Here is a 13,632-nt window from a genome sequence, read left to right on the forward strand (position 1 = left end):
TCAGAGTTGTGCGACGATCTTGTCCAGGCGTTCGTAACCTTCGGTGACGCCGAGCTCCATATTGCTCTCGATCATTCCGTCTCGCGCTTCGAGGCTCGGATATACGGAATGGCCGGAGAGGCGGGTGCGTCCGTTGCCCAGATCCTCGAACGTGATCGATTCGATGCTGACGACGTCGGGAAATCCCTCGTATTCGAAGGTCTGGATGGCAAAGTCGTTCTCGCGAACGACGTGAAATACACCGTTGAACCGGAACTCTTCGCCCTCGGGGTTGCGATGGACGTACTTGTATCGACCGCCGCTCACGAACTCGTATTCGTCGATCTCCATCTCGTATCCGTTGGGGCCGAGCCACTGCTTGACCAGATCGGGATTCGAATGAGCTGCGAAGACGGCACTGACGGGTGCGTCGAATTCGCGGGTGATGTCGATGTACGGCACGCCCTCAGGAACCGTGATGGTGACGGGATTGGTGGTAGCCATGGCTAAGTCTCCTTCTGTGTGGTGCTGAGTAGGTGATCGAGCTTGCGGAACTGTTGTTCGTGGATCAGTCGATAGCGGTCGATCCAGGCGGTCAAAGCCTCGAGAGTTGCGGCGTTGAGATGTACCGGCCGCCTCTGGGCTTCGCGGCTGCGAGTGACCAAACCCGCGGCTTCGAGTACCTGAATATGTTTGGAGATGGCCTGTTTCGTGATCTCGAACGGCTCGGCCAACTCGTTGACCGTTTGGGGGCCGGTGCTCAGGCGGGCGATGATCCGCCGTCGTACCGGGTCGGCAAGCGCCATGAACGCTTTGTCGAGACGCTCGTCTGCCCCTGGATCCACGATCACTTGTCAACCATCTCCTTTATCAACCAACCTGTTGATTATGGTACGAGCCCATGCCGAGGGTGTCAATGCTTCGAAACCGATTAGCGTGGAAACCATGAACGCTCTGATTCCTCGGCCACGATTGGAAGTGGCGCCGGGGGCGATCCTCGTTCCGGATTGGCTCAGCGTCGAACAGCAACGCTTCTTGGTGGCCGAGTGCCGACGGTGGGCGACCGCACCCGTACCGATGCGCTCCGCTGTTGTCCCTGGTGGGCACAAGATGTCGGTGCAAACAGTCTGTCTCGGTTGGCATTGGCAGCCGTACAAGTACACGCGCATCGCCGACGACGTGAACGGTGCGCCTGTCGCAGCGGTGCCTGACTGGCTCGTCGATCTCGGCCGGGCCGCAGTTGCCGCTGCCTATGATGATCCGACTGCGGGGGAGCGGTACACGCCGGACACCGCGCTGATCAATTTCTACGACGAGGGCGCTCGGATGGGAATGCACCAGGACAAGGACGAGCGCTGCGACGCTCCCGTCGTCTCACTGAGTGTCGGGCAGAGTTGTGTCTTTCGATTCGGGAATTCCGAGAACCGGAACAAGCCGTACACCGATGTCGAACTCCATTCGGGTGATCTCTTCGTCTTCGGTGGAGAGTCTCGGTTCGCATATCACGGAGTGCCGAAAGTTATTGCGGGAAGTGCAAGTCCCGACATAGGTCTGCCGTCCGGACGGTTGAACATCACGCTGCGCGATACCGGGATGTCCTGAGTTTCAGGTTGATTTCGGCCTCGCGAATGGGAGGATCGGTGGGCAGCGCTCGGAGAAGAAACGGGCATTCATTTTATCGACATCCCAGGTCATTCTGAAATAGTCACCAACTGTGGTCATTAGTTAAGGCATCAACCTTCGTTGAATCCGTCCAATTGGTCTCGTTTCATGTCAAGATCAACCGACGACGTTTCAGGCTGAACGAGATGGAGATTCGATGCATTCGATCACACGAGCGGCCCTTATCGGTGCTGCAGCTCTTCCGTTGGCAATGGCTGCTCCCTCGCTGGCCTCAGCTTCCACAGCTGCCGACGTCACCTTCGCTTACAGTGCTTCCGGCTCGACCGTGAGCAACACCATCACCAACAATTCGGGTGGAGCTCTGCAATGCAGCACCTCGCTCGCGAACGCGCCCGGCGGAGTGCTGCCACCGATCGAAGTGACGATCGGTCCGGGACAGACGATCTACGAGAGCGGCGTGATCCCCACCGGCACAACAGTTCAGACGATAAACGATATCCCGGACGGCTCCTACGTCGTCCTGGCATCCTGCGGCAGCGTCGATGAACCGACGAGTATGTGGGTATCGGACTATCCAGGACTCGAGCCCTACCTGGCGATGTTCCCGTACACCACATACGCGGTGCAACAGGCATCCTGGGTGGTCTCACTGCCCAGCGCTGGTGCGCCCACATCAACCCCTGGCATGAACTTCGGGAGCTGACACCGGTAGTGGAACTGTGGATCGCCATCTGCCCGAGAGAATCGGTGTCGGGCGCGATCACTGCCGTCTTTGTGTAGCTGTGGTTTTCGTCGATCAGAGCTCTCTGTTTGCCTGTAGTGACTGCGAAATAGGTCGTATTGATTGCTGAGGCTGAACAATAGAGAGGGCTGAAAAAGTTGGGAGACAGGTGTTTTGGCAGGAGTGATCCGTGTGCCATCAGTACAGTCTCGACCGGAACCAGTGATCGAGGCTGATCATGTCGATCTGGTGCATGTCGAGACTCAGCTGGGCAGCAGCTTTCACCGCGTCGGCGCGGGGGATAGAGTTCTGGGGCAGAGTCCAGTTGGTCTCCCGTGCATGTTGCTCGAGAAGGTCGATGACTGTCCGCGGGACAGGCTCGTTGACGTGAAGTGTTGAGCCGTAGCGAAATTGCTGTTCTATCGACAACTCGTAGATGGATCGGGCGAGTAGGTCTACGTCGACTACCGACAGGACAGCGCTACCGCCGTCGATGATCGAGTCGAGGCGAGAGACAATTCGCGTCAGTGTCGGAAGAAACCATCTGTCGCCGGGTCCGTACACGAGATGCGGCCGGACGACCAGGCCTCCGGCGTCGCGCACGAACTTCTCGGCGAGAGCGCGCGTGCGACTGGCAGGTGAGAAGGGGCTGAGAGGTGCGCCGTTGACCGGCAAGTCTCGAAACGGTCCCGGCCCGTACACGGCCGCGGTACTGACGTAGAGCAAGCGTTCGACGCCGACGTCGGCGGCCATCGACGCAACGTTCTGTACGCCGTGTTGGTTGACGTGAACGCACTGTTGTTCGTCGTCGCCCACGTACGACACGCAACAGATGACGGTCGACGCCTGACTCATTGCAAGTCGTAGAGAAGCACTTTCGTTGATGTCGCCGATCACGGTGGCGATTCCTTCACGGCCGAACTGTTTGGCTGCGGTGGCCGTGCGAACGAAACCGATTGCAGCGTTTCCGTCGCGGGAAACCAGCTGTTTCATCACTGCGGAGCCGATGAAACCAGTGGCCCCGAGTACCAGAGTCGTCACGGTGTGTCCGTGTCGAGAGCGTTGCTGCGGGCTCTTTCGACGTATCGTTGAGATTCATTCCGTCGGCAACGAGAGCTGGGTAGATCATGCAGGAGCGTGCTGTCCTGACGCGCCAGGCCGTCATTTTGGGTGCTGCGAAGAGCTTCGAGAAGTTCGGGTACTCCGCCAGTTTGGGCACGATCTTGCAGCACGGGGGTGTGTCGAAGGGGGCGATGTATTTTCATTTCGCGTCCAAGGAGGAGCTTGCGCACGCGGTCATCGCAGCGCAGCACGGTATGGCGATGGAGGGTACCCGGCGGGTTGCTGCGCACTCCGACATCGCGGTCGAAACCCTGGTGCTCGTTTCGCAGGAGATGGCTCGGCAGCTTGTGACCGAGCCCATCGCGCGAGGTGGCATGCGGTTGACGATGGAGATCGGCAGTATTCAAGGCCCCATCGAACAGCCGTACCTCGATTGGATCGAGGCTATCAAGCAGGTGGCAACCCAAGCGGCCGAAGCCGGCGATATCGTCCCGGGCACCGATATCGACGCGTTGGCTCGATTTGTGGTGGGGTCGTTCACCGGAGTGCAGATTCTCTCGGAAATGCTGACGGGCAGAACCGATCTGTACGAGCGGTTGAGTCAGATGTGGAACCTGGTGCTGCCAACGATCGTCCGCGAGGACAAGTTGGCGCACGTCATGCAACTGGCGGCGCTTGCACCGAGAGAGTGGGAAGCACCGAGCGCTTGACGTGGAAGACGCGACGAGAAGAACGTGTTCGTTCCCTCTCATGATTGGTCCGCAACTGTAATTTCGAGTTCCGCGGTGGTTTCCAGTTCTTGAGTGAACCGAACTCGGTGCACATGGCCCGACGCGTCAAGGGGGATCATTGACACCTCGCACGGCGTTTCCCATTCAGTGAACCTCGGAAAGACCGCCGAGAGTGAGGCGATCTTTGTTGCTGGGTTGCCGATGTGAAATCGGAGCGCTTGTCGGGCGGCCTCGAAAAGAATCATTCCTGGGATGTGGTCGACGGGGTGATCGAAAAGGGAGTGGTTGCGCGGATCGGGAGCGCAGAACATCGCGTGCCGAGCAGGATCAGTGCTGATGAGCACATCTCCATCGGTTAGGCGTCCGACTCGCTCCGATCCGACCACCGCGGCTCCGGAAGGAAGGATGCGTCGGCTCGGGCGGTGGTCTTCTCGTCCTTGCCGAATTCGACGGTATCCCTCGGGGCTGACTCCTCGCGCAACAGCGTTGCATCTGGCGACGTGCCGGTTGCCCTCGCTGAGGATCCCCGATACTTCGACCCCCGAAACCGCTCCGTCGCGATGAGTGAGGTTGTCCACTGTCATCGAGAAACTCAACGGCTCCGCGACTGATTGCACGTCGAGCGCGTCCAGCATCTCGAAGCTGAACGTTTCCATGAGGAACTTGTAGTGCAGTGGAATCTCGTATCGGGTGTGGCACAGAAGCACCACTGCCTGTCGAAATGCTTCTGCCACCCCGAGCGGATCGTGTTGCTCGCTCGATACGTCGAATATCCGGTGCGAGACCGGGAGTTGCACAGCAACCTGGTACGCCGAGTCCGATTCGATCCGGTAGTCCGTCAAGAAAACCTCGGCAACAGCATGTCTGTGGACGAGATGCCGCGGCACTGTGCGTGTGTATTCCATTGATTGAATGCACCTTTCGATGTTCACTCGTGTCTTCGGTGTCGTGTAGGACCTAATATTCGACGTCCGGGCGCGTCATCGAATCGTCAAAATTGACGATCTTTTCGAAGGTCGAGTTCGATCAGGGGCGGCACCCCATCTCGGCGAGTGTGTCTGGGGCACTTCCTGCTAGAAGCGTCCGATCCGAAGTTCCAGTGGGTGTCTGCGTGCGTCGTGACCAGAGCGGCGGAGCATCGCGCATGCCTCCAGCTGGGAATGCACCCCCAGTTTTTGCAGGATGCTTCGGATGTGGGCGCGAACCGTGGTCGGTGCGATGTGGGCGGTTCGAGCAATCGAGTCGACATTCGAGCCTCCGTAGAGAAGGCCCACGATCTCGAACTCGCGATCGGTGAGACTGCTGATTCGTGCGAATTCTTCGGTGCGCAACCGGATGCGTTGTACGAGCGAGGACTTGTCGTGTGCAGACCGAGCGGAGTTGGGGTTGATCGCGGCCTGCAGCTCATCGAGCAGGGATGCGAATGGCAGTTGAGAGTTGAGCACGGCGTGGGCGCCCGCTGCGAGCCCCCGAATCATGGAGTTGCCGCTACTGAGATCGCCGACCAGGACCGATCCCTCGAGCGCGGAGAGCTCCTTCACCTGCCAATCGACGCCCCCGAGTGGTAGGAGAACGAGCGCTCTACCGTGATCGCTGGTGTGATGCCTTAACAGGCTCATGTCTGCGGTTTGTGGCTCGGAATAAGCCCTGGCGCTGATTCCGGCAGCGATTGCATTGGCGAACTCTCGATCGCTATGAGTGGTGTACAGGGTGACTGTGCTGGAGAGTGTCATAGCGACTACATCTCCGGTGGAGGTCCACTCCGCCCGCTCTCTTCGCTGCGGAACCAAAACCGTTGCTTTCAGCGTGGTTTCGTCAGCAGGTTAGCTATCGCAGTGACCTTTCCGCTGATGCGCACGAAGGTTACGGCGATATCGCAGTTGCCCGTCCTCCCATGGAAACTCGCGCGTTCGACACCTGATCGTGGACCTTCGAATTATGCTAGGGCGCTGAATATTTGGGCGATGAGTATCCCGCGTAGACGAGCCATTAGGCGTTCCGTCGACGACGTGAACGACTCCCCAATGGCTCGAGGCATTCAGGCGTCTCGATCGAGTTTCCGCGAGGCCGGTGCGTCGCGCCTCAATGTTCCGTACGCGGCCGGGTCGAGATATTGACTGTTACCGTCAGTTGCACATACCCTGTTCATTGGCGCTGACCTTAGGGAACCCGGCCTGAACCGGCCGATCGTTCTCGGTCACTGCCGACGCCAGAAGTAGCTTCGCGACGACCGACGAAACGAGTTTCCTCATGACACAGCATGTCGACGTACTGATCATCGGCGCTGGCTTGTCCGGAATCGGCGCGGCTTGCCACCTCATTCGTGAGCAGACCGGAAGTACTTACGCGATCCTCGAACGCCGCGAGAACATCGGTGGCACCTGGGACCTGTTCAAGTATCCCGGCATCCGATCGGATTCCGACATGCTCACCTTCGGATTCGGTTTCCGTCCGTGGATCGGAACCAAAGTGCTCGCAGACGGCGCCAGTATCCGTGACTATGTCGAGGAAACCGCCAAGGAATACGGCGTCACCGACCACATCAACTTCGGCCGCAAGGTCGTGGCAATGGACTTCGATCGCGCGACTGCTCAGTGGTCCGTGACCGTCCTGGTCGAGGCGACGGGGGAGACCGAGACGTGGACCGCGAACGTCCTCGTCGGCGCCTGTGGTTACTACAACTACGACAAGGGATACCGCCCCGCCTTCCCCGGTGAGGACGACTTCCGTGGTCAGATCGTGCACCCGCAGCACTGGCCGGAGGATCTCGATTACACCGGAAAGAAGGTAGTGGTCATCGGTTCCGGTGCCACCGCGATCACCCTGATCCCGTCGATGGCCCCCACCGCCGGTCACGTCACCATGCTGCAGCGCTCGCCCACGTGGATCCAGGCGCTGCCGTCCGAGGACCCTGTTGCCAAGGGTCTCAAGCTTGCGCGCGTTCCCGACCAGATCGCTTACAAGATCGGTCGAGCCCGCAATATCGCACTGCAACGCGCCAGCTTTCAGCTCTCACGCACCAATCCGAAGCTGGCGAAGAAGCTGTTCCTCACCCAGATCCGCTTGCAACTCGGCAAGAACGTGGACCTGCGTCACTTCACCCCCAACTACAACCCGTGGGATCAGCGCCTGTGCGTGGTTCCCAACGGGGACCTGTTCAAGGTGCTCAAGAGCGGCAAGGCCGACATCGTCACCGACCGTATCGCCACGTTCACCGAGAAGGGCATCGTGACCGAGTCGGGCCGCGAAATCGAGGCCGACGTCATCGTCACGGCGACCGGCTTGAACGTACAGATCCTGGGCGGGGCGACCATGAGCATCGACGGCGAGCCCGTCAAGCTCAACGAGACGGTCGCCTACAAGAGCGTGCTCTACTCCGACATTCCGAACTTCCTGATGATCCTCGGCTACACCAACGCATCCTGGACGCTCAAGGCCGACCTGGCCGCGTCCTATCTGTGTCGCGTACTCAAGATCATGCGTAAGCGCGACTACACGACTTTCGAGGTTCACGCCGAACCTGAGGACTTCGCGGAAGAATCTCTCATGGGCGGAGCCCTGACCTCGGGCTACATCCAGCGCGGCGACGGAGAAATGCCGCGTCAGGGTGCCCGCGGCGCGTGGAAAGTGGTCAACAATTACTACCGCGACCGCAAGCTGATGCACGACGCCGAGATCGAAGACGGTGTGCTGCAGTTCAGCAAGGTCGATATTGCTGTCGTGCCTGATAGCAAGGTCGCCAGCGCATAGTCGGCTCCACCGGGGGATGGACCGGTCGTACCAGTGGGGACGTCGGAGAATGTGCTGGAGATGTTGCGTCGACGTACCCGCGTCACGGGGTTTGCGATCGGTGAGTTCGCTTCCGTAATCGTCGGTTGTGCACCACCACGGGAAGAACATAGGTAGCGACCATGATCACGGCGAGCAGTCCGAGATAGAGATATGGCCAGGTCCATCCCGCTGCTCGTATGGCCAGCAACGATCCGCCCATGATCAAGGGCATCCCGGCCCCGGCGAGCAGGTCGACGTCACGGGGCGAGACGGGTGGGGTTCCGAGCAGAGGTACGCGGCTGCACGAGTTTTCTCTGATCGTGCGCATCACTGACATGCAGTAGAGGGCGGCGCCGGCGATCGCGATCGCCGCGCCAAGTGCAACTTCGACGACGCCGGTTCTCGCGGACATCAATGCGTAGGCAAACACACCCACCGTTCCCAAAGTGACCGGTGCCGACTTCCAGATCGGCGTCGACTTATGGGTGTCGGCGGGAACACTGACCGGGCGCATCGGTTCGAGAGGCTCCATCAGCTCAGCGTGCCATGCGCCGCTCGGGAAACAAACTGCCTGTGCCGTTTCTGGCAGACTCCGACTGCCTGGCCTGGATGTCGGGACCCCTCACTACGATTCTCATCGTGACCGATTACGACGATCTCGACATGTTCGGTGGCCTCGACGCCTCCTCCCTGCCGCTCCGCCAGCAGCAGATTCTGATGACCATCCGGGATCTCGTGGCTGCCAACGGGTGCACGCCGAGCACACGGCAGATCGGAGACGCGGTTGGTCTGCGCTCGACGTCGACGGTGTCCAAGCACCTCAAGAGTCTCGAAGATAAGGGCTTCCTCCGTAGGGGAGCGGCCATGGCTCGGCAGTTGGACGTGCGGCCGTTCCTCGTAGGCGCGAAGGAACAGTCGTCGTCGAATACGGTGACGGTTCCGGTCGTCGGTGACATCGCGGCCGGCGCGCCGATCCTCGCGGAGGAGCACGCCGACGAGGTGCTTGCGCTTCCTCGCGAGCTCGTCGGCTCCGGCACGGTGTTCGGACTTCGGGTGCGTGGTGAGTCGATGGTCGACGCAGCGATCTGTGACGGTGACGTCGTCGTGGTGCGCCGCCAGGACGAAGCTCATTCCGGTGAGATCGTCGCCGCGATGATCGACGGCGAGGCCACGGTGAAGGTGCTCCGGCGTCGCGACGGTCACGTGTACCTCGAGCCTCGCAATCCCGCATACAGCGTCATCGACGGCGATCGCGCGGTCATCCTGGGCAAAGTTGTTTCCGTGATGCGCCGTATCTGAGAGGTGTCCGGTCTCAACGACGTTTGGCGCGGGGACCGCCGTATTCCTCATCGGTGACTTTGTCGCCCCATGTAGTTTCGGTGCCTCCGTCGCCGGGTCCTTCCCACAGTGCGAGGTGGCTCATGAAACGGTCGGGTGCCGCACCGTGCCAGTGTTCCTCTCCCGCTGGGGTGTAGACGGTCTCACCCGGGTGGACTTCGACGATCTCGCCGCCGCGAGCTTGAACCAGCGCGGTACCGGAGACGATGTGGAGGGTCTGTCCGACTGCATGGGAGTGCCAGTCGGTTCGCGCGCACGGTGCAAAGCGAACCATGTTGGCGCGCATCCTCGACGGCTCCTGGCCGGCGTAGATGACGTCCCACCAGACGTCGCCGGTGAACCAGTCGCTGGGTGCTTTGCTGGTGGGCTGGGGCTTCAAGATTTCCATGAGGTCTCCTCGGAATCGAAAGGGGCGGTTCAGTTCTGCGTCAGCGGAACAAGTCGAATGGTGTTGGGTGCGGCGGCGCGGCCGGTGACGGAGCCGACGATCTGCGGGCCGTAGCGGTCGTACTTGGTGTGATAGGCGGAGTCGATCGACGAGTGGGCATCCGGTGCGGCGGACTCGAACGCCACGTCCCGCTCGATTCCTCCTGCTCGGATTCGGCCCGTTCCACTTGCCGTTGCTCGGACGAACCACGGGTTGTCGGTTCCGTAGGCCGAGCGAACGTACAGTTGGTTGTCGGTACGGACAACCCAAATCGTGACGTACGGCCTTGCGGTTCCGTCTCGGCGGTACGAGGAGACCTGCAACTCCTCGGCGTCGCCGATCTTGGTCAGTTCAGCCTCGGTCCACGAGTGCGACATCTCGGCTTCCTTTCTCCTGGTCGAATTGCTTTGCGGTACTTCGCGTTCTCGTAGCCGGGACGATCAGTGCGAGGACGATGACGAGACAAGCGGCGAGCAGGGCGGTGCCTGCGGTGAGAGCCGTTGATACGTGATCGGTGAGTGCCGTTGTAGCGTCGTCGGCAGAGGATCCGGCGCCCGCGGAGACTGCGACGAGGATGCCGAGTCCGAGAGCACTGCCCAGTTGATGTGCAGTGTTGACCAATCCTGATGCGGCACCGGCATCTTCGGCCTGTACCCCGGAGATGCCGGCAGAAGTCAGTGGGGCGAAAGCCAACCCCTGTCCGGCGCCGATCAAGATCATCGGAAGTGCTATCGCAGTGAGGTACGTGCTGCCGGGATGGACCAGACTGAGCCACGCCATCCCGGCTAGGGTGACGGCAATGCCAACCGACAGAATTGCGGAATTTCCGAATCGCGGTGTCAGTCGCGGAATAAGCATCGCCACAGCAAAATTGACGATCGTCATCGGGAAGAAGGCGATGCCTGCTTGGAACGCGCTGAAGCCCATGACGCCTTGGAGTAGCTGAGTCGTGAAGTAGAAGAATCCGATCATGGCACCCAGATAGAGCATTCGGGCGGCGTACGCCCCGGATCGCTCCCGGCTACGGAACAACCTCAGTGGCATGATCGGCTGCTCCGCTCTCGCTTCGTTGAGGAAGAGCAAGGTCAGTAGTATCGCCCCGGCCGCCAGTGTCGCAACGGTGATCGGTGAGGTCCACCCCGCTTCGGCCGAGTTGACGGTGCCGAAGACGAGCGCGGTCATCCCGAGTGTGGCGAGAACAGCGCCGGCCACATCGAAACGTCCGGAGTTGGGCTCGGTTTCCGGAATGAACCGGGGAGCGAGAGCGATCATCGCGATACCGATCGGAACGTTGATGAAAAAGCCTGCGCGCCAAGACACCCAGTCGGCAAGGGCGCCGCCGATCACGAGTCCGAGGCTGGCGCCTATTCCCGCAGCAGCGCCGTACCAGGCAACAGCGCGCGTTCGCTCCGGGCCGGGCGGGAAACTGGCGGTCAGCAGTGACAGCGACGCCGGGGCGACCACTGCTGCTCCGACGCCTTGGAGAGCGCGCGCTGCGATGAGCCACCAACCGTTCGGCGCGACCCCGACGAGAAACGACGCAATCGCGAAAATCGCGAGACCGGCCACGAATACGCGACGACGGCCGAAGATGTCCCCGAGACGAGCACCCAGCAGGAGAAGCCCGCCGAACACCAGGGTGTAGGCGTCCTGGACCCAGGACAGCCCGGTTGCCGAGTAACCCATGCTGCTTTGGATGCTGGGTAGCCCGGTGAAGATGATCGAATTGTCGAGCAGGATCATGAAATAGCTGATCAGAATGATCGCCAGGATCGCGGTGGGATTGATGCGACCGGCAACAGGACGGGTGGCAATGTGGGTCACGCGCATCTTCTTCGCAAGTGGTGGACTTTCGCAAGTGGTGGACTACGGGCGGACGAGGACCTTCAACGATTCACGGGAGTCCATGGCTCGGTAGCCTTCCGCTACGTCGTCGAGTCCGACGGTGTGGTCGAAGACCTTGCCCGGCTCGATCTTTCCATCGAGCACATCCGGCATCAGCTCTTCGATGTACGCGCGCACCGGGGCCGGTCCACCGGTGAGTGTGATGTTGGGTCCGAAGAGTGTCCCGAATCCGATTGGAGCTTCTTCGTATTGGGGTACCCCGACTCGGCTGATGACGCCGCCCGGTCGGACAACTCCGAGCGACTGCTCGTAGGCAGGCATGTGACCTACCGCTTCGAGGACGACATGAGTGCCGTCGCCTCCGGTCAGTTCGCGGACTTTCTCGATGCCCTCATCTCCACGTTCGGCAACCACGTCGGTGGCTCCGAACTCGAGACCGAGATCCGTGCGGGTCTTGTGGCGCCCCATGAGGATGATGCGCTCGGCGCCGAGGCGTTTGGCGGAGAGCACTGCCATCAGCCCCACGGCTCCATCGCCGATGACCGTGACCGTCGTGCGTTGGTTGACGCCACCCTTGACCGCCGCGTGATAGCCGGTGCCGAAGACGTCGGAGAGTGTGAGCAGTGACGGTAGGAGTTCGGAATCCTCACCGACCGGCGCCTTGACCAGGGTGCCGTCTGCCAACGGCACTCGGATGGCCTCTGCCTGACCGCCTCCGATCCCGTTTCCGGCCCAGAATCCACCGTGTCGGCAAGACGTCTGCAAGCCTTCGCGGCAGAAGTCGCACGTCCCGTCGGACCAGGCGAAGGGGGCGATGACGAAGTCGCCCTTCTTCAACGTGGACACCTCGCGACCGGTCTCTTCGACCACTCCGACAAATTCGTGGCCCATCGGGGAACCACCGGGCGTGGCCGGCATGTTGTGGTAAGGGTGCAGGTCAGAGCCGCAAACGCACGCCCTGACGACCCGCACGATCGCGTCCGTCGGCTGCTGCAGTGCCGGATCGGGCACGGTCTCGACTCGAACGTCTCCGGCGCCGTACATGATGGTTGCTCGCATGGTGTCCCCTCTTGCTTCTGGTGTCGCGTGCTTCGAAGTCGACGTTTCGGCGTGGACCGGTCGACTGCAATCAGTCAACGCCGCGCCTCGCGGGCGCGGGAGTGTCTGTTGTTCCAGGTAACGGCAGTACCTCCCTCGGTCTTCTCCGCTCGAGTAACGTGAACTGCATGGACAACCGAGCCGAGATCCGCGAATTCCTCAGCTCCCGTCGTGCTCGCATCACACCCGAGCAGGCAGGGCTGCCGGCCTACGGCGGGAACCGTCGCGTCAAGGGGTTGCGCCGTGAGGAAGTCGCTCTGCTCGCCGGTGTGAGCATCGACTACTACGTGCGCATGGAACGCGGAAATCTGGCGGGAGCGTCGGACTCGGTGCTCGAAAGCCTTTCCCGAGCACTGCAACTCGACGAAGCCGAAACTGCCCATTTGTATGACCTTGCGAAGGCCGCCAGTGCAGGCGCACCGAGTAGAAAGCGGCCCGCCCCCAAGGGCATGAGCCCGGCGATTCAGCAGATACTCGACGCCATCACCGACGCGCCGGCGTGGGTACGTAATGCCAGGCACGACATGCTGGCGGCCAATCGTATGGCGCGCGCGTTGTATTCGCCGGTGTTGGCCGATCCACGTAGGCCGGCGAACAACGCCCGGTTCGTGTACCTGGACCCGGCATCGCAGGACTTCTTCGTGGATTGGGAGCGCGCGGCAGACGACATCGCCGCGATGCTCCGCTCGGAAGCGGGGCGCAATCCCCACGACAGGGCGCTGACCGAGCTCATCGGTGAACTTGCCACTCGCAGTGAGGTATTCCGCACCCGGTGGGCGAAACACAATGTGCGCTTTCATCGGACGGGATTCAAGAAGGTTCGTCACCCCGTCGTCGGCGACCTGGAGCTGAACTTCGAGGCGATGGAACTGCCGTCCAATCCCGGGCTGACACTGCTGGTCTACACCGCGGCGCCGGGGACGCCCACGGCTGACGCACTCAAACTCTTGGCGAGTTGGGCGGCAACCCAGGATCAGCTGGATCCGGCGAACGACAGCGAAGCGGCGCTCTGAATTCGATCGACAGGTAATCGTGTC

At 61.2% G+C, this 13,632-nt stretch carries 16 protein-coding genes; 6 read left to right on the forward strand and 10 right to left on the reverse strand.

Features of this window, described 5'->3' with window-relative positions; genetic code table 11:
* Nucleotides 1–483, reverse strand: a complete 483-nt coding sequence (locus RhoBH5_RS16525) for an SRPBCC family protein (protein ID WP_270008536.1) — start codon at nt 481–483, stop codon at nt 1–3.
* A gap of 2 nt (nt 484–485) precedes the next feature.
* Nucleotides 486–830 carry an ArsR/SmtB family transcription factor gene (locus RhoBH5_RS16530; protein WP_003939956.1) on the reverse strand — a complete coding sequence of 115 codons (345 nt, stop codon included), beginning with the start codon at nt 828–830 and terminating at the stop codon, nt 486–488.
* A 94-nt stretch (nt 831–924) separates the two neighbouring features.
* Here RhoBH5_RS16530 and RhoBH5_RS16535 point away from each other — a divergent pair, with 94 nt between their 5' ends.
* Nucleotides 925–1,581: an alpha-ketoglutarate-dependent dioxygenase AlkB family protein gene (locus RhoBH5_RS16535; RefSeq protein WP_030536476.1), complete on the forward strand. Its 657-nt coding sequence runs from the start codon at nt 925–927 to the stop codon at nt 1,579–1,581.
* Between the two features lie 217 nt (nt 1,582–1,798).
* Nucleotides 1,799–2,305, forward strand: coding sequence for a hypothetical protein (locus RhoBH5_RS16540; protein ID WP_003940400.1), 507 nt, complete (start codon nt 1,799–1,801; stop codon nt 2,303–2,305).
* 216 nt (nt 2,306–2,521) lie between these two features.
* On the opposite strand, the gene RhoBH5_RS16545 is transcribed toward RhoBH5_RS16540, so the two are convergent.
* Nucleotides 2,522–3,364: an NAD-dependent epimerase/dehydratase family protein gene (locus RhoBH5_RS16545; RefSeq protein WP_030536480.1), complete on the reverse strand. Its 843-nt coding sequence runs from the start codon at nt 3,362–3,364 to the stop codon at nt 2,522–2,524.
* A gap of 86 nt (nt 3,365–3,450) precedes the next feature.
* Here RhoBH5_RS16545 and RhoBH5_RS16550 point away from each other — a divergent pair, with 86 nt between their 5' ends.
* Nucleotides 3,451–4,095 (forward strand): ScbR family autoregulator-binding transcription factor, encoded by a 645-nt coding sequence (locus tag RhoBH5_RS16550; protein WP_003940238.1) that lies wholly within the window; start codon nt 3,451–3,453, stop codon nt 4,093–4,095.
* Nucleotides 4,096–4,133: 38 nt separating this feature from the next.
* Here RhoBH5_RS16550 and RhoBH5_RS16555 read toward each other — a convergent pair whose 3' ends face one another.
* Entirely contained in the window at nt 4,134–5,021 is an 888-nt protein-coding gene (locus RhoBH5_RS16555; protein WP_099697097.1) for a ScbA/BarX family gamma-butyrolactone biosynthesis protein, read from the reverse strand.
* Nucleotides 5,022–5,189: 168 nt separating this feature from the next.
* Nucleotides 5,190–5,849: a LuxR C-terminal-related transcriptional regulator gene (locus RhoBH5_RS16560; protein WP_003939969.1), complete on the reverse strand. Its 660-nt coding sequence runs from the start codon at nt 5,847–5,849 to the stop codon at nt 5,190–5,192.
* Between the two features lie 517 nt (nt 5,850–6,366).
* Here RhoBH5_RS16560 and RhoBH5_RS16565 point away from each other — a divergent pair.
* Entirely contained in the window at nt 6,367–7,866 is a 1,500-nt protein-coding gene (locus RhoBH5_RS16565) for a flavin-containing monooxygenase (protein WP_003940522.1), read from the forward strand.
* 82 nt (nt 7,867–7,948) lie between these two features.
* Here RhoBH5_RS16565 and RhoBH5_RS16570 read toward each other — a convergent pair whose 3' ends face one another.
* Nucleotides 7,949–8,419 carry a hypothetical protein gene (locus RhoBH5_RS16570; protein ID WP_054781331.1) on the reverse strand — a complete coding sequence of 157 codons (471 nt, stop codon included), beginning with the start codon at nt 8,417–8,419 and terminating at the stop codon, nt 7,949–7,951.
* A gap of 77 nt (nt 8,420–8,496) precedes the next feature.
* On the opposite strand from RhoBH5_RS16570, the gene lexA reads away from it, so the two are divergent.
* Complete coding sequence (gene lexA, locus RhoBH5_RS16575) at nt 8,497–9,186, forward strand: transcriptional repressor LexA (protein ID WP_228402303.1); 690 nt, start codon at nt 8,497–8,499, stop codon at nt 9,184–9,186.
* A 13-nt stretch (nt 9,187–9,199) separates the two neighbouring features.
* Here the strand turns inward: lexA and RhoBH5_RS16580 are convergent, their stop codons facing one another.
* Genes RhoBH5_RS16580 through RhoBH5_RS16595 form a run of 4 tightly spaced genes read right to left on the reverse strand, consistent with a single transcriptional unit; the run spans nt 9,200 to nt 12,556 of the window.
* Nucleotides 9,200–9,613 carry a (R)-mandelonitrile lyase gene (locus tag RhoBH5_RS16580; protein WP_007729736.1) on the reverse strand — a complete coding sequence of 138 codons (414 nt, stop codon included), beginning with the start codon at nt 9,611–9,613 and terminating at the stop codon, nt 9,200–9,202.
* Nucleotides 9,614–9,642: 29 nt separating this feature from the next.
* Nucleotides 9,643–10,029, reverse strand: coding sequence for a DUF2255 family protein (locus tag RhoBH5_RS16585; RefSeq protein ID WP_007729735.1), 387 nt, complete (start codon nt 10,027–10,029; stop codon nt 9,643–9,645).
* Nucleotides 10,004–11,476: an MFS transporter gene (locus RhoBH5_RS16590; RefSeq protein ID WP_042447232.1), complete on the reverse strand. Its 1,473-nt coding sequence runs from the start codon at nt 11,474–11,476 to the stop codon at nt 10,004–10,006. The genes RhoBH5_RS16585 and RhoBH5_RS16590 overlap by 26 nt, the downstream gene beginning before the upstream one ends.
* Nucleotides 11,477–11,518: 42 nt before the next feature.
* Nucleotides 11,519–12,556, reverse strand: coding sequence for a zinc-dependent alcohol dehydrogenase family protein (locus RhoBH5_RS16595; protein WP_030536486.1), 1,038 nt, complete (start codon nt 12,554–12,556; stop codon nt 11,519–11,521).
* Nucleotides 12,557–12,723: 167 nt separating this feature from the next.
* Between RhoBH5_RS16595 and RhoBH5_RS16600 the strand changes: the two genes are divergently transcribed.
* Nucleotides 12,724–13,608 carry a helix-turn-helix transcriptional regulator gene (locus tag RhoBH5_RS16600; protein WP_228401403.1) on the forward strand — a complete coding sequence of 295 codons (885 nt, stop codon included), beginning with the start codon at nt 12,724–12,726 and terminating at the stop codon, nt 13,606–13,608.
* Nucleotides 13,609–13,632: the final 24 nt, after the last annotated feature.

The sequence above is a fragment of the Rhodococcus sp. BH5 genome (assembly GCF_027583855.1).
In the GTDB taxonomy this organism is placed as follows: domain Bacteria; phylum Actinomycetota; class Actinomycetes; order Mycobacteriales; family Mycobacteriaceae; genus Rhodococcus_F; species Rhodococcus_F qingshengii.

What these genes read in the sequence shown, in the direction of transcription:
- RhoBH5_RS16525 (WP_270008536.1), bottom strand. Translation starts at nt 483, where the DNA reads ATGGCTACCACCAATCCCGTCACCATCACGGTTCCTGAGGGCGTGCCG.
- RhoBH5_RS16535 (WP_030536476.1), top strand. Translation starts at nt 925, where the DNA reads ATGAACGCTCTGATTCCTCGGCCACGATTGGAAGTGGCGCCGGGGGCG.
- RhoBH5_RS16540 (WP_003940400.1), top strand. Translation starts at nt 1,799, where the DNA reads ATGCATTCGATCACACGAGCGGCCCTTATCGGTGCTGCAGCTCTTCCG.
- RhoBH5_RS16550 (WP_003940238.1), top strand. Translation starts at nt 3,451, where the DNA reads ATGCAGGAGCGTGCTGTCCTGACGCGCCAGGCCGTCATTTTGGGTGCT.
- RhoBH5_RS16555 (WP_099697097.1), bottom strand. Translation starts at nt 5,021, where the DNA reads ATGGAATACACACGCACAGTGCCGCGGCATCTCGTCCACAGACATGCT.
- RhoBH5_RS16560 (WP_003939969.1), bottom strand. Translation starts at nt 5,849, where the DNA reads ATGACACTCTCCAGCACAGTCACCCTGTACACCACTCATAGCGATCGA.
- RhoBH5_RS16565 (WP_003940522.1), top strand. Translation starts at nt 6,367, where the DNA reads ATGACACAGCATGTCGACGTACTGATCATCGGCGCTGGCTTGTCCGGA.
- RhoBH5_RS16570 (WP_054781331.1), bottom strand. Translation starts at nt 8,419, where the DNA reads ATGGAGCCTCTCGAACCGATGCGCCCGGTCAGTGTTCCCGCCGACACC.
- lexA (WP_228402303.1), top strand. Translation starts at nt 8,497, where the DNA reads ATGTCGGGACCCCTCACTACGATTCTCATCGTGACCGATTACGACGAT.
- RhoBH5_RS16580 (WP_007729736.1), bottom strand. Translation starts at nt 9,613, where the DNA reads ATGGAAATCTTGAAGCCCCAGCCCACCAGCAAAGCACCCAGCGACTGG.
- RhoBH5_RS16585 (WP_007729735.1), bottom strand. Translation starts at nt 10,029, where the DNA reads ATGTCGCACTCGTGGACCGAGGCTGAACTGACCAAGATCGGCGACGCC.
- RhoBH5_RS16595 (WP_030536486.1), bottom strand. Translation starts at nt 12,556, where the DNA reads ATGCGAGCAACCATCATGTACGGCGCCGGAGACGTTCGAGTCGAGACC.
- RhoBH5_RS16600 (WP_228401403.1), top strand. Translation starts at nt 12,724, where the DNA reads ATGGACAACCGAGCCGAGATCCGCGAATTCCTCAGCTCCCGTCGTGCT.